Raw genomic sequence first — 13948 nt, forward strand, 5'->3', positions numbered from 1 at the left:
AAAACCACGCCGATGAAAACGCCCGAAATCCGCACCAAACCTTCCCCAATCCCGCCGCAATTGAACCCGATGTTAAGGCTACTGCTGCCACAGCATGAGGACCAAGATGAAACACCGCCTTATCGCCATTATCGAAAACGAGCGCCTGACCCGCGCCACGCATTGGGCGGTGTTCAGCCTTGGCGCGCTGTCGCTGACCTTTTCGCTTGCCGTAACCGCGGTCAAGGTTCTCAGCTCCTGATCCCCGGCCAGCGGGAAACATGCCCAAAAGAAAAGGGCGCACAGGTTTCCCCACGCCCCCCCCACAACATATAGCCTTGGCCTAGTCCTTCGGCACCACACGCAGTCGCAACTCGCGCATCTGCTCGTTCAGCGGTTCGGACGGCGCGCCCATCATCAGATCTTCGGCGCGTTGGTTCATCGGGAACATGATCACCTCGCGGATGTTTTGCTCATCAGCCAGCAACATCACGATCCGGTCGATCCCGGCGGCACAGCCTCCGTGCGGCGGCGCGCCGTATTTGAACGCCTTGACCATGCCGCCAAAGCGCTTTTCCACCTCGGACGCCGGATAGCCCGCCAGCTCAAACGCCTTGAACATGATCTCGGGTTTGTGGTTTCGAATGGCCCCCGAAATCAGTTCATACCCGTTGCACGACAGGTCATACTGATAGCCCAAGACCTTGAGCGGGTCGCCCAACAGCGCCTCCATCCCCCCCTGCGGCATCGAGAATGGGTTGTGGCTGAAGTCGATCTTGCCCTCATCGTCCTTTTCATACAGCGGAAAATCAACGATCCAGGCAAATTTGAAACAGTTTTCTTCGGTCAGGCCCAGTTCGCGGCCAATCTCGTTACGCGCACGCCCGGCCACCGCCTCAAACGCCTCGGGCTTGCCGCCCAGGAAGAACGCGGCATCGCCTTCGCCCAGATCCAGTTGCACGCGGATCGCCTCGGTCCGTTCCGGCCCGATGTTCTTGGCCAGGGGGCCGGCGGCTTCCATCGTGCCATCCTCGGCCTTGCGCCAGAAAATATACCCCATCCCCGGCAGCCCCTGCGCCTGCGCAAAGGCATTCATCCGGTCGCAGAACTTGCGCGACCCGCCCTTGGGTGCGGGAATCGCCCGCACTTCGGTGCCTTCATTTTCCAGCAATTTCGCAAAGATCGCAAAACCCGAGCCTTTGAAATGCTCTGACACCACCTGCATCTTGATCGGGTTGCGCAGATCGGGCTTGTCAGAGCCATACCACAGCGCGGACTCGGCAAAGGAAATACGTTCCCAATCGGGGTAGACCGTTTTTCCGCCGCCGAATTCCTCAAAAACCCCCTGAATCACCGGCTGAATCGCGTTGAACACGTCTTCTTGCGTGACAAAACTCATCTCAAGGTCAAGCTGGTAAAAGTCCGTCGGGCTGCGGTCGGCGCGCGGGTCCTCATCGCGGAAACACGGCGCAATCTGGAAATAACGGTCGAACCCCGCCACCATGATCAGCTGCTTGAACTGCTGCGGCGCCTGCGGCAGCGCGTAGAACTTGCCCGGATGCAACCGGCTTGGCACCAGAAAGTCGCGCGCCCCTTCCGGGCTTGAGGCGGTGATGATCGGCGTCTGAAACTCGGTAAACCCCTGGTCCCACATCCGGTTGCGCAACGACCGCACCACGTTTGAGCGCAGCATCATATTGTTGTGCAGCCCCTCGCGGCGCAGGTCCAAAAAGCGGTAGGTCAGCCGCGTCTCCTCGGGGTAGTCCTGCTCGCCAAAGACCGGCAAAGGCAGTTCCTCGGACGCGCCCAGCACCTCGACCGTGCGCACATAAACCTCGATCGCGCCGGTGGGGATTTTGGCGTTCACCAATTCGGGCGCGCGCAGCTTGACCGTGCCGTCAATCCGGATCACCCATTCCGCCCGCACCGTCTCAAGCGTCTTGAACGCCGGGCTGTCGCCATCGCAAATCAACTGCGTCATCCCGTAGTGGTCGCGCAGGTCGATGAACAAGACGCCGCCATGGTCGCGCACGCGATGCACCCAACCCGAAAGCCGCACCTCGGCCCCCGCATTGTCTTTCGACAGATCCGCACAGGTATGGCTACGATAGGCGTGCATTACGCTCCCCTTTCCAAGGCTTGAATCGACAGCCCGCTTCAACCGCGCAAGGGGACAGAAGTCAAGCAAACAGCGAATTGCCCGGGGTCTTCATATTCTCGCCCCAATCACACAATACCCCCACGCCATGACTTCAACATGGTAGCCTTGTGATCTGCCCTATGCGCCGACACCATAACCCTCAACCCAATGTCGTTTCCAACCGGCGGCTTACAGCGGCGAAGTTCGTGGTTCTTGTTGCCCTTGCAGCAATTGCCGCTTTTGGCTTTGGGCAGACGGGCAGCAATGATTTACGCGCGGTTTGGACGGCGGCGCAAGAAGTGGCGCTTGGCAATCCGCAACTGGTTTATCCATCGCCAGGCCCCCTGTTCACCATGCGGCCACCCGATGAATGGTTGGCGCACCTGCGCGCTGCAGGTCATCAGGGGGATATCTATCCCTATATCTATCCGCCACTTTGGGCGTGGCTTCTTGCGCCGGTAACTGAAAACATATCTTTCGACGCAATCGTCTTGTTCATGCGTTTTTTGAATGGTGCAGCGCTGGTAGGCGGCCTGTTCATCGCGCGGCATTTGTGCCTGCCAGGCGCCACCGATCATCAACGCCTCACGTTTTTCAGCGTTGGCTTTGCCGGGTTACTGCTGACCCATAGTGGAGTTGTCGCCTTATATGAAAACCAGCCTCAGATCCTGGTTGGATTTCTGACACTGCTTGGAATAGAACGCAGCGAAAACGGGCATCCGGCCTTCGGGGGGGCAGCCTTGGCTCTTGCTGCTGCGCTGAAAGGATATCCTGCGCTTTTGGCGGTCTTTTGGATCCAACCGGGCAACGGGTGGCGCTGGCATCTTTCCTGCTCGTCGGTATGATTCTGGCATCGCTGTCAGTATCTCTGGCTGGTTGGCCCCCCCACGCTGCTTTCTTGGGCCTGCTTCACTCCATTTCAGACACCATCATGCTTACTCCTTTAAGCCCCACGCTTGATACAACGCTTGGGCATATGCTGTGGCCTTTTGATTTCAGCTTTATGCCGAGTTTGGCGATTTCATCCGATGATGAACCAACGGGCTGGTTTCCTCGCAAAGCCGGCGTTGGTGAAATTACTTGACAAGGTAGCTACTCTTTTCACGCTTGCAGCCTTTGCCATTGCTTTTCGCAGGTTGAAGAACGACTCTTTTAGCCGCCGCGCACTCTGGCCCGCCGCGATGGCCGGGCTTACATTTGTGGCACCGCTCGCGTGGAGCTATCACTTTATCGCGCCGATCTGCGCAGTTGGCCTGCTGCCTGTGCGAATTCCGCAGCGCGGGTATCTGATCGCGGGTTTAGTTATCGCGGGCCTGTCAACCCCCACACTCTTGCTCGGTTCACGAACAAGCTGGCCGCATTTACCGGGTCAGCTACTGGGTAGCCTCGCAATCATGGGTATGATTGCCGCCTTTATCTGGGCGGCCCGTAACGCGCAGCTTGTGCGCTGCGATCCGGGTATTGCGCCCGCCCTTGGCAAAAGAACGGCATCACCCAATTGAAAGGTTCAATCAGGCTGGCCCTTGATTGACCCCCACGCCGCAATGTCCTGCATCAAGGATATCTTTGCGCATGTCCTTCAACCGCGCTGGGTAAAGACTGACCGGCCAGCGCCCATCCCCCCTTGCGCCGCTGCCTCACTTGACTATAACGCCGTGGATTTGCGCTGCCGCCGCGCCGAAAAGGGGAAAGACCATGCCGAAGAGAACCGATATCAAATCCATTCTCATCATCGGAGCCGGTCCCATCGTCATCGGTCAGGCGTGCGAGTTTGACTACTCTGGCGCTCAGGCCTGCAAGGCCCTGCGCGAAGAAGGTTACCGCGTCATTCTGGTCAACTCCAACCCGGCCACGATCATGACCGACCCGGAAATGGCCGACGCCACCTATATCGAACCGATCACCCCCGAAGTTGTTGCCAAAATCATCGAGAAAGAGCGCCCCGACGCGCTGTTGCCTACGATGGGCGGACAGACCGGCCTCAATACCTCGCTCGCGCTGGCCGATATGGGCGTGCTGGAAAAATTCGGCGTCGAGATGATCGGCGCAAAACGTGAAGCCATTGAAATGGCCGAAGACCGCAAGCTGTTCCGCGAAGCGATGGACCGGCTGGGCATCGAAAACCCCAAGGCCACCATCGTCGCCGCGCCCAAATTGCCAAACGGTAAATATGACATTAACGCTGGCGTCGCCGAGGCCATGGCCGCCATCGAATATGTCGGCCTGCCCGCAATCATCCGCCCCGCCTTTACCCTGGGCGGCACCGGCGGCGGCGTGGCCTATAACCGCGACGATTTCGAACGCATCTGCCGCTCGGGGCTGGATGCCTCACCGATGGCACAGATTCTGGTCGATGAATCGCTTCTGGGTTGGAAAGAGTTTGAGATGGAGGTGGTCCGCGACAAGGCCGACAACGCCATCATCATCTGCGCCATTGAAAACGTCGACCCGATGGGCGTGCATACCGGCGATTCGATCACCGTTGCCCCGGCGCTGACGCTGACCGACAAGGAATATCAGATCATGCGCAACGGCTCGATTGCCGTGCTGCGCGAAATCGGCGTCGAAACCGGCGGCTCCAACGTGCAATGGGCGATCAACCCCGCCGATGGCCGCATGGTGGTGATCGAAATGAACCCCCGTGTGTCGCGCTCTTCGGCGCTGGCGTCCAAGGCGACCGGTTTCCCCATCGCCAAGATCGCCGCGAAACTTGCCGTCGGCTATACGCTGGATGAGCTTGACAACGACATTACCAAAGTCACCCCCGCCAGTTTTGAGCCGACCATCGACTATGTCGTCACAAAAATTCCGCGCTTCGCCTTTGAAAAATTCGCAGGCTCCAAGCCGGAACTGACCACCGCGATGAAATCCGTGGGCGAGGCAATGGCCATCGGCCGCACCTTCCACGAATCCGTGCAAAAGGCCCTGGCCAGCATGGAGACGGGGCTTTCCGGCTTTGACGAAATCGCGATTGCGGGCGCGCCCGAAAAATCCGCGGTCATCAAGGCGATCAGCCAGCAGACCCCCGACCGTCTGCGCCTGATCGCGCAGGCCATGCGCCACGGCCTGACAGATGCAGAAATCCAACATGCAACCGCCTATGACCCGTGGTTTCTGGCCCGGATTCGTGAAATTATCGAACAAGAGGCGCAGATCCGCGCCAATGATCTGCCACCCACGGCCGAGGGTCTGCGCGCGCTGAAAATGATGGGCTTCACCGATGCGCGCCTGGCCATGCTGACCGGCCGCAATGAGGCGCAGGTCCGCCGCGCACGCCGCAACCTTGGCGTCACCGCCGTATTCAAACGCATCGACACCTGTGCCGCCGAGTTCGAGGCCCAGACCCCCTATATGTATTCCACCTACGAATCCCCCGCGATGGGCGACGTGGAATGCGAGGCCCGCCCCTCGGACCGCAAGAAAGTAGTCATCCTGGGCGGTGGCCCCAACCGCATCGGTCAGGGGATCGAGTTTGACTATTGCTGCTGCCACGCCTGTTTTGCGCTGACCAAGGCTGGCTATGAAACCATCATGATCAACTGCAACCCCGAAACCGTCTCGACCGATTATGACACCTCGGACCGGCTCTATTTTGAACCGCTCACCCTTGAATCGGTGCTCGAAATTTTGCGCGTTGAACAGGAGAACGGCACCCTGCACGGCGTCATCGTGCAGTTCGGCGGCCAGACCCCGCTGAAACTGGCCAACGCGCTGGAAGAAGAGGGTATCCCAATTCTCGGCACCACCCCCGATGCCATCGACCTTGCCGAAGATCGCGAACGTTTCCAACAGCTTCTGAACCGGTTAGAGTTGAAACAGCCGGTCAACGGTCTTGCCTCTACCCGCGATGAGGCGTTTGCCATCGCCGCCCGTGTTGGCTATCCGCTGGTTATCCGCCCGTCCTACGTTCTGGGCGGCCGCGCGATGGAGATTGTACGCGAAGACGCCCAGCTAGAGCGCTACATCCGCGAGGCGGTGCATGTCTCCGCCGGTTCGCCAGTGCTGCTTGACAGCTACCTTTCCGGCGCGATCGAGGTTGACGTCGACGCCCTGTCAGATGGCAAAACCGTCCATGTCGCTGGAATCATGGAGCATATCGAAGAAGCAGGCGTCCACTCCGGCGATTCCGCTTGCTCTTTGCCGCCCCACACGCTTGACGCCGCGACCGTGGCCGAACTGAAACGCCAGACCGTTCTGATGGCCCTTGGCCTCAACGTGGTTGGTCTGATGAACGTGCAATTCGCCATCAAGGATGGCGTGATCTATGTGCTTGAGGTCAACCCCCGCGCCTCGCGCACCGTGCCTTTCGTCGCCAAGGCGACCGACAGCGCCATCGCCTCGATCGCCGCGCGTCTGATGGCGGGCGAGCCGATGGAAAACTTCCCGCACCGCGCCCCCTACCCCGAAGGCGTCGGCCCCGAAACGCCCCTGCCCTTCGCAGACCCGATGACCCTCGCTGACCCCAATACCCCTTGGTATTCCGTGAAAGAGGCGGTGCTTCCCTTTGCCCGTTTCCCCGGTGTTGACACGCTGTTGGGCCCTGAAATGCGCTCTACCGGCGAGGTGATGGGATGGGATCGCAACTTCCCCCGCGCCTTTTTGAAAGCGCAAATAGGTGCCGGTACGATCCTGCCCGAAACGGGTCGCGTGTTCCTCTCGATCAAGGATTCCGACAAATCCGACGATCTGGCCGCCGCCGCCCGCACCCTGATCGACATGGGCTTTTCGCTATTGGCCACCGAAGGCACCGCCGCCTGGCTGAAAACCCACGATGTCGCCTCAGAGCGCGTTCTCAAGGTCTATGAGGGCCGCCCGAACGTCGTTGACCGGCTGAAAAACGGCGATGTGCAACTGGTGCTGAACACCACCGATGGTAGCCAGGCCATTTCCGACAGCCGCGAAATTCGCACCGTGGCGCTTTACGACAAGATCCCCTATTTCACCACTGCCGCCGCCTCGATCGCGGCCGTTGCGGCGATGAAGTCGCGTGGCGAAGGCGACATGAACGTGCGCCCGTTGCAGGCCTGAACCACAACAGCCCAAAGGCGGCATGCCGTATATCAACCACATGGCTAGGTTGACCCTTTGTTCACGGCGGCGTTACCCTGCACTGGAATAGCCAGTGCAGGGTTTTTTCGTCCCGTGGCGGCCCGGCAAATTCCATTCTCAACAACCACCGTAAAGAGAGTCAGCCATGAATATGCCAGCCTTCACGTTTGCCATCGCCTTTGGTGCGCTCTTCGCCCCAGCCGCCAACGCGGCCCTTGTCACAATTGGCAAGGATGAAGGGCCAATTACCATCGACTGCTACAGCTGTAGCTGGGATAGCTGGGACATGATCCAGAACGGCTTTACCGCCCAAACCAGCATAGCCTATTTTGACGGTGACGCCTTTTTATATCTGCATGACGATAGTGGCATCACCGAATCGGTCTTTGCCTCGGTCGATGGCTACCGCTTCGATGCAGTCGGGGCGAATGCCTGGGCCTATTCGCATGTCTATCAAACCGCCAGCACCCCCCGCCCGGCGGGTGAATACGGAGACGCCGATTTTGACGCTTGGGTAAACGGATCGAAGCCTGCCTATGGCAATGTCGGCTGGTACGGTTACCGCAGTGGCACGCTGGTGACATCGTTGGTCTATCACCATGATACGGCCTATTCGTTCAATTCGTTTTCAGACATGACCTTTGGCTCTACCTTCCAAGACCTTGATGTTCTGGTGCTACGATCCTTGGTTCCTGCGGGCACGCTTGACTATTCCTATACTGGCGATCAGTTGACGATCCCCAACACTCTGTGGTGCGACGAATGGTGCGCGGGTATCCGGTTGATGAACCTCACCCTGAACGTCCACGCACCGTCGGCAGTGCCGCTACCCGCCGCATTTGGCCCCCTGCTGCTGGTGCTTGGCGGCCTTGGCCTTGCCGCCCGCCGCAAACGGCGCGCCGCCTGACGGCTGCCTGCAACGCCCCCGCAATAGCCCCCGCCACAGCTTTTGGCGGGGGCGTCTTTACGGGCATCACCCGAAATCATGCTGCAAACCCCGCCCCGGCGCGCACCGGCCCAATAAACATTCATTCATCTGCATGCAATTGACCAAGATCAAAGCCCACGCGACCATCCCATGAAATAGCTGCACCAACCTCTTTACTGACAGGAGCCAGCCCATGGCCTACAAAGACAAAATCAACGAAATGCGCAACGAACTGCGCGTCATGTACAAAACCATCCCCGAGGCGACGCAAGGCTTTGGCGCCCTGTCAAAGGCTGTGGCCGAAACCGGGCCTTTGGATGTAAAACAAAAGGAATTCATAGCCTTGGGCATGTCCCTTGTGATGCGCTGCGAACCTTGCATCCTGTTTCACACCGAAGCCCTGATGAAGGCCGGCGCCACCCGCGAAGAGCTGGGCGATGTTCTTGCCATGGCCATTCAAATGAGCGGTGGCCCCGGCGTCATGTACGCCGGTCACGCGCTGGCCTGCTGGGATGAGCTTGCCAACGCCGGGTAATTCGCCTGCAATAACAACAAATTAACCCCTGTCGCCAATACTGGGCGCGCCTATTGATCGGGGCGCGCCAATGAATTTCAACGATAGGGAAAGACCAATACCTGCAACACGGCAAGATTCGGCCCGGCAGAGTTACGACCCCGCTTTGTCTGCGTGACACGCGCAGCGTTTCACGTCAGATTGCGAGCGATCGGTTTTCAGGGGGCGTCATGCGGGTTTTAGTGCGCGGTATCATCTTGTCGCTTCTGGCGCTTGCGCTGGCGTCATGCGGCGGGCGGGATGGGCCACGAAGCACGCGACGGGGCGCCATTCAACACGCCACCGGCATTCCCGCAACTTTCGGCGATACAGCGCCCCATAGCTGGTCAGGCCGCGCCCCCGTGCATTACGCCGTGCATGGTATTGATGCGTCGCGCTGGCAGGGCCAGATCGACTGGCCCCGCGCTGCGGCATCCGGCGTCGCCTTCGCCTGGCTGAAAGCAACCGAGGGTGGCGATGTTCTCGACCCCGGCTTTGACGACAACTGGCGGGGTGCGCGGCGTGCAGGCGTGCCGGTCGGGGCCTATCACTACTACTACTTTTGTCGCCCGGCCGCCGAACAGGCGCGCTGGTTCATTTCCCATGTCCCGCGCGCGCCGGGCGCGCTGCCGCCGGTGCTGGACCTTGAATGGAACCACCGTTCCAAAACCTGCCCGCTGCGCCCCGACGCCGAAACCATCCGCTCAGAGGCGCGGATTTTCCTCTCGATGCTGACCGCCCACTACGGCCAGCGCCCGGTGATCTACACCACCGTCGACTTCTACAAAGACGCCGGATTGGGCCAGATGGCGGGGCAAGAGTTCTGGTTGCGCTCGGTCGCGGGGCATCCGGCCACCGTCTATCCGGGGCAGCATTGGACGTTCTGGCAATATACCGGCACCGGTCAGGTGCCGGGCGTGGCCACACCGGTTGACATCAACGTCTTTGCCGGGTCGCCCGCCAACTGGACGGCCTGGCTGGCCGCACGCAGCCAGCGTTAACCATCAAGCCGGATCCTTGCGTTGGTCGGGTCATGGGGGCTGTCCTCGGTGACGACAGCCTCCCATTCCTGCCGCAGCATCCTGACCTTTAGTCGCTGCCCCGTTTCGGCCAGATCGGGGCGGACATAGCCCATGCCGATCTGCTTGCCAAACGCCACCGACCACCCGCCCGAGGTCAACCGCCCGACCTTTGCCCCCTCATGCAAAAGCGCCTCCTTGCCCCAAGGGTCGCAGTCCGACGGCCCATCAATCAGCAGCGTCACACAGCGCGCGCGAACCCCGGTTTCCAGCATTTTTTCCTTACCGTTGAAGCCCTTGGCCAGGTCAACAAAACGGTCCAGCCCGGCCTCAAGCGGGGTGGCATCGCGGCCCAGTTCGGTGCCGAACGCCCGGTAGGATTTTTCCTGCCGAAGCCAGTTTTGCGCCCGCGCGCCCACCAGTTTCAACCCATGCGCCTGACCCGCGTCCATCAGCAGATCAAACAGATAGTTCTGCATTTCAATCGGGTGATGCAACTCCCATCCCAACTCGCCGGTATAGGCCACGCGGATCGCGCGCACCGGGCACATGCCCAACTCGATATTGCGCATCGAAAGCCAAGGGAAACGCTTGTTGCCCAGCACCGTGTCGGGGTTGGCGTCCTTGACCACCTCGCGCAGCACCGCGCGCGAGTTTGGCCCGGCGATGGCGAAAACGCCCCATTGCGTGGTAACATCGTGGATGTCGATCCAGCCAAGATCCGGCATCTTATCCTCGGCGCATTTGCGAAGATAATCAGCGTCATAGGCCGTCCATGCCCCTGCCGAGATGAGGTAATATTCATTCTCGGCCAGCCGCACGATAGTGTATTCCGTCCGCGTCGTGCCCGCGGGCGTCAGCGCGTAGGTCAGGTTGATCCGGCCGATTTTGGGCAGTTTGTTGGTGGTGAACCAGTCCAGAAAAGCGGTCGCGCCGGGGCCGCGCACAAGGTGTTTGCTGAAGGCTGTGGCGTCAATCAGGCCGGCGGCATTGCGAACGGCCTCGGCCTCGGCTTTGGCATAGGGCCACCAGGAACCGCGCCGAAAACTGCGGGAATCGTGATCGAAACCTGCGGGCGCATCCACCGGGCCGTAATAGTTCGGGCGATCCCAGCCGTTCACCTGGCCAAACTGCGCCCCGCGTGCGGCCTGCCGGTCATAGGCCGGGCTGGTGCGCAGCGGGCGGCAGGCCCCACGCTCTTCGTCTGGGTGGTGCAGAACAAAGACATGCTCATAGCATTCCTCGTTCTTTCTAGCGGCATATTCGGTGGTTATCCAGTCGCCGTAGCGGCGCGGATCAAGGCTGGCCATGTCAATCTCGGCCTCGCCTTCAACCATCATCTGCGCAAGATAGTGGCCAGTGCCGCCCGCCGCGGTGATGCCAAAGCTGAACCCTTCCGCGATCCACATGTTGCGCAGACCCGGCACCGGGCCAACCAGCGGGTTGCCATCCGGCGTGTAGCAGATCGGGCCGTTGAAATCGTCCTTCAAGCCGACATTTTCAGAGGACGGCAAGCGGTGGATCATGCTCATGTATTCCGTCTCGATCCGCTCCAGATCCAGCGGGAACAGATCGGCGCGGAAGCTTTCGGGCACGTCATAAAGAAAGCGCGCCGGGGCGCCCCTCTCATACGGGCCCAGGATCCAGCCGCCGCGTTCTTCGCGCACATACCATTTCGCATCGGCATCGCGCAGTACGGGATGTTCGGGGTTGGTTTTGCGCCAGTCTACCAGCACCGGGTCGGGCTCGGTGACGATAAACTGATGCTCAACCGGAATCGCGGGGATCTTGACGCCCAAAAGCCGCGCCGTGCGCTGCGCGTGATTGCCGGTGGCGGTGACGACATGTTCGGCACGGATTTCAAACGTGTCTTGCGACGGGATAAGGTTGCCGCCCTGCTCGACCATCTTCGCACAGGTGACGATCCATTCCGAACCGGTCCAGCGGTAGCCGTTAACCTGCACCTTGCGCACAATATCAACCCCGTGCTGCCGTGCGCCCTTGGCCATTGCCTGCGTGACATCGGCGGGGTTGATATAGCCATCCTGCGGGTGGAAAAGCGCACCTTTGAGGTCTTCGCAGCGCAGCAGTGGCCAGCGGTCCTTCATCTGCCCCGGTGTCAGGAATTCGTGGTAGACATCAGCAGTTTCAGCAACCGATGAATAAAGCATGTATTCATCCATGCGCGCGTCAGTCTGTGCCATCCGCAGGTTGCCAACCACCGCAAAACCCGCGTTCAGGCCGGTTTCAGCCTCAAGCGATTTGTAGAAATCGACCGAATATTTGTGGATATGCGTTGTCGCGTAACCCATGTTGAACAGCGGCAGCAGCCCCGCGGCATGCCAGGTCGAGCCCGAGGTCAGTTCGTCGCGCTCAACCAGCATCGTCTGCCATCCGGCTTTGGCCAGATGATAGGCGATGGCGCAACCGACGGCGCCACCGCCGACAACGAGGGCTTTCACATGCGTTTTCATGGGCGACTCCTGTCCCGTGTCTTTTTACCGTTTTGCCAGAGCGCGGCGCAAACGGGCAAGCCGCGCCGACATTTGCCAGACGAAAACGACATAAAGGCAAGGGGACGAAAAAAGGGGGCTGTCTGCCCCCCAGCCCTTTGCATTTCGTGGTGCAGCCGTCGACGATTTTTCGTCGGCGGCTTTTTGTTCGTATTCACTCGGCACCATTTCCTCTCAACATCAGATATGTGAGAAAAGAAATGACCGATAATGAACTGCGTGAAGGGCTGCTTGCATTCAAGGCAGCACTCGAAGGTGGGCGTATGCGCGTCCTTCAGTCAGGCCCTCTGAAAGAGAGCTTTTTAGCCATAAGCAAAGACTCCATAGGGCGAAGTTGACCTTTCCAGTGTGAACTCGGTTGTTCGCACAACGATTGCAGCCTTCATTGCTGCAAACAACTCGACCAAGCCCGCGACCTGATCATTCAAAGAACTCGTTCGGACGCATCTTGCCCCCGGGCGAGACCAAGTTTCATTGCCGGGGTTTTCTTTGTTTTTGACGATCCCATCCAGTTGTGGGTTAAGCGATAGATCTCAATGATCTTCGCCATCGTCTCTGGCTTGTAAAGATAATGGCGAACCCAAGTGCGTCCGTTTCCGCTTGGGGTGTGCGCCGGTCTTGCTGCGAAGCGAATGTTTGACCTCACCTTGTGAAAATAGGCGTCCACGCTGCGCAGGGTTGCGAGGCGCATCAAGCGGGCTCGTCGATCCGGTGCCATACTGTCCCGATCGGTAAGGATGCGGATACGGCGATACGGCTCACTCTTGGTATGAAATGGCCAGGCAAACGCCTCGTTGATCAGATGGCCTTGCAGCAATCCTTAGATCACCGCGTCGGTATGATCCTCCTTCTCCTTTTTGGTGAAAGCGTTCCATTTGGAACGAGATATACTAGTTGCAAGGTTGCGGGCTTCTTGCCCTTCATTGACAAGCATATATCTTTGATCGTTGGACTGATTTTTGTCAAAATTCACGACGATCACATCTGCGCGCTCCTGCTTTATCCATTTTGCAAATGCGGAGACAAACGACAACGCGAGGCCGGAATCAGCATCCAGGACAAAGACAAACCGCTCGACTCCCTTGCCGAGGAAGCGACGGGGCAGGAACGCGTGGGCGAGCTGCATCACGTCTTGGCGTATTAGTGCGACACATGGGGCAGTTGTAGATCCAAGTCCACATCAGGGGCTTCCATCGGGTGAATCGCCACATGTCGGGTGATCTTATCGACATATTCCTTGAACTCTGTCTCGGACCAGACACGCGCCTGACTTCGGAAGGCGCGAGGCTTGGAGAAATCCCCCGCAGAGGTCATGGCAGCTTCAATGCCTGGAAGTTCAATGTAGGGGTCAAGACCGAGGTGAGCGGCCATTATATAGCCAGTGTTCGCGTGAGCAGTGCAAAGGTGTTGAACCGCAATCTGCGCCCGCGTCTTCTTGTTCGGCCAGTTGAGGTGAAGAGTTTGGGAGTAGGTAGCGAAGCGCCGTCCCACCTTATTCCAATCAACCTTATCGAAGGTTCCTTCGCGCCGTGCTGTGAGGTCGACAACACGGTCATAAATGAAGTCTATCTTGCGATAGACATCTCTGGGACAGAGGCCGGTGAAATCGCAGATCTTCGAAATCGGCACTCCATTGGTAATCATCCACAGCACCTCGCGATTTGCGTTGCTACGATGCTGTCGAGTGATGCGAGAGCCTACCGTAAATGAAGGTAACCACACCATTGGCACCGCCTGCCTGAGCTTGGGGCTTTGATCTAAGACACG

Annotated in this window: 12 protein-coding genes; 7 read left to right on the forward strand and 5 right to left on the reverse strand. The window is 59.3% G+C overall.

Annotated features, from left to right (window positions below; all coding sequences use genetic code 11):
• Window positions 1-106 precede the first annotated feature (106 nt).
• Window positions 107-241, forward strand: coding sequence for a hypothetical protein (locus ACM62R_RS02085; protein ID WP_415182413.1), 135 nt, complete (start codon window positions 107-109; stop codon window positions 239-241).
• Window positions 242-322: 81 nt separating this feature from the next.
• Here ACM62R_RS02085 and aspS read toward each other — a convergent pair whose 3' ends face one another.
• The gene (gene aspS / locus ACM62R_RS02090; RefSeq protein ID WP_415182414.1) at window positions 323-2098 is read right to left on the reverse strand and encodes an aspartate--tRNA ligase; all 1776 of its coding nucleotides are present in this window, start codon (window positions 2096-2098) and stop codon (window positions 323-325) included.
• A gap of 227 nt (window positions 2099-2325) precedes the next feature.
• On the opposite strand from aspS, the gene ACM62R_RS02095 reads away from it, so the two are divergent.
• The 6 genes from ACM62R_RS02095 to ACM62R_RS02120 all read left to right on the forward strand — a co-directional run bounded on the left by ACM62R_RS02095 (window position 2326) and on the right by ACM62R_RS02120 (window position 9650).
• Window positions 2326-2964: a glycosyltransferase 87 family protein gene (locus ACM62R_RS02095; RefSeq protein WP_415182415.1), complete on the forward strand. Its 639-nt coding sequence runs from the start codon at window positions 2326-2328 to the stop codon at window positions 2962-2964.
• A 183-nt stretch (window positions 2965-3147) separates the two neighbouring features.
• Window positions 3148-3621, forward strand: coding sequence for a hypothetical protein (locus tag ACM62R_RS02100; protein ID WP_415182416.1), 474 nt, complete (start codon window positions 3148-3150; stop codon window positions 3619-3621).
• 193 nt (window positions 3622-3814) lie between these two features.
• Window positions 3815-7147 carry a carbamoyl-phosphate synthase large subunit gene (carB, locus tag ACM62R_RS02105; protein ID WP_415182417.1) on the forward strand — a complete coding sequence of 1111 codons (3333 nt, stop codon included), beginning with the start codon at window positions 3815-3817 and terminating at the stop codon, window positions 7145-7147.
• 166 nt (window positions 7148-7313) lie between these two features.
• Window positions 7314-8075: a hypothetical protein gene (locus ACM62R_RS02110; protein ID WP_415182418.1), complete on the forward strand. Its 762-nt coding sequence runs from the start codon at window positions 7314-7316 to the stop codon at window positions 8073-8075.
• Between the two features lie 214 nt (window positions 8076-8289).
• On the forward strand, window positions 8290-8631 hold the full coding sequence (locus ACM62R_RS02115) for a carboxymuconolactone decarboxylase family protein (RefSeq protein ID WP_415182419.1): 342 nt from the start codon (window positions 8290-8292) through the stop codon (window positions 8629-8631).
• Window positions 8632-8840: 209 nt separating this feature from the next.
• A complete protein-coding gene (locus ACM62R_RS02120; protein WP_415182420.1) occupies window positions 8841-9650 on the forward strand; it encodes a GH25 family lysozyme in 810 nt (269 codons plus the stop codon).
• Here ACM62R_RS02120 and ACM62R_RS02125 read toward each other — a convergent pair.
• The 4 genes from ACM62R_RS02125 to ACM62R_RS02140 all read right to left on the reverse strand — a co-directional run.
• Window positions 9647-12142, reverse strand: a complete 2496-nt coding sequence (locus ACM62R_RS02125; RefSeq protein ID WP_415182421.1) for a GcvT family protein — start codon at window positions 12140-12142, stop codon at window positions 9647-9649. The two genes, ACM62R_RS02120 and ACM62R_RS02125, sit on opposite strands and share 4 nt — an antisense overlap.
• Window positions 12143-12605: 463 nt before the next feature.
• The gene (locus tag ACM62R_RS02130) at window positions 12606-12998 is read right to left on the reverse strand and encodes a hypothetical protein (RefSeq protein WP_415182422.1); all 393 of its coding nucleotides are present in this window, start codon (window positions 12996-12998) and stop codon (window positions 12606-12608) included.
• A gap of 3 nt (window positions 12999-13001) precedes the next feature.
• Complete coding sequence (locus ACM62R_RS02135; RefSeq protein WP_415182423.1) at window positions 13002-13307, reverse strand: hypothetical protein; 306 nt, start codon at window positions 13305-13307, stop codon at window positions 13002-13004.
• Between the two features lie 14 nt (window positions 13308-13321).
• A partial coding sequence (locus ACM62R_RS02140; protein WP_415182424.1) for a hypothetical protein occupies window positions 13322-13948 on the reverse strand: 627 nt, incomplete at its 5' end.

Origin of the sequence: Phaeovulum sp. (assembly GCF_047638075.1) — a bacterium.
Lineage (GTDB): Bacteria > Pseudomonadota > Alphaproteobacteria > Rhodobacterales > Rhodobacteraceae > UBA6197.

Coding starts and splice junctions, on each gene's coding strand:
- ACM62R_RS02100 (WP_415182416.1), top strand. CDS start 3,148: ATGATGAACCAACGGGCTGGTTTCCTCGCAAAGCCGGCGTTGGTGAAA.
- ACM62R_RS02120 (WP_415182420.1), top strand. CDS start 8,841: ATGCGGGTTTTAGTGCGCGGTATCATCTTGTCGCTTCTGGCGCTTGCG.
- carB (WP_415182417.1), top strand. CDS start 3,815: ATGCCGAAGAGAACCGATATCAAATCCATTCTCATCATCGGAGCCGGT.
- aspS (WP_415182414.1), bottom strand. CDS start 2,098: ATGCACGCCTATCGTAGCCATACCTGTGCGGATCTGTCGAAAGACAAT.
- ACM62R_RS02115 (WP_415182419.1), top strand. CDS start 8,290: ATGGCCTACAAAGACAAAATCAACGAAATGCGCAACGAACTGCGCGTC.
- ACM62R_RS02110 (WP_415182418.1), top strand. CDS start 7,314: ATGAATATGCCAGCCTTCACGTTTGCCATCGCCTTTGGTGCGCTCTTC.
- ACM62R_RS02125 (WP_415182421.1), bottom strand. CDS start 12,142: ATGAAAACGCATGTGAAAGCCCTCGTTGTCGGCGGTGGCGCCGTCGGT.
- ACM62R_RS02085 (WP_415182413.1), top strand. CDS start 107: ATGAAACACCGCCTTATCGCCATTATCGAAAACGAGCGCCTGACCCGC.
- ACM62R_RS02135 (WP_415182423.1), bottom strand. CDS start 13,307: ATGCAGCTCGCCCACGCGTTCCTGCCCCGTCGCTTCCTCGGCAAGGGA.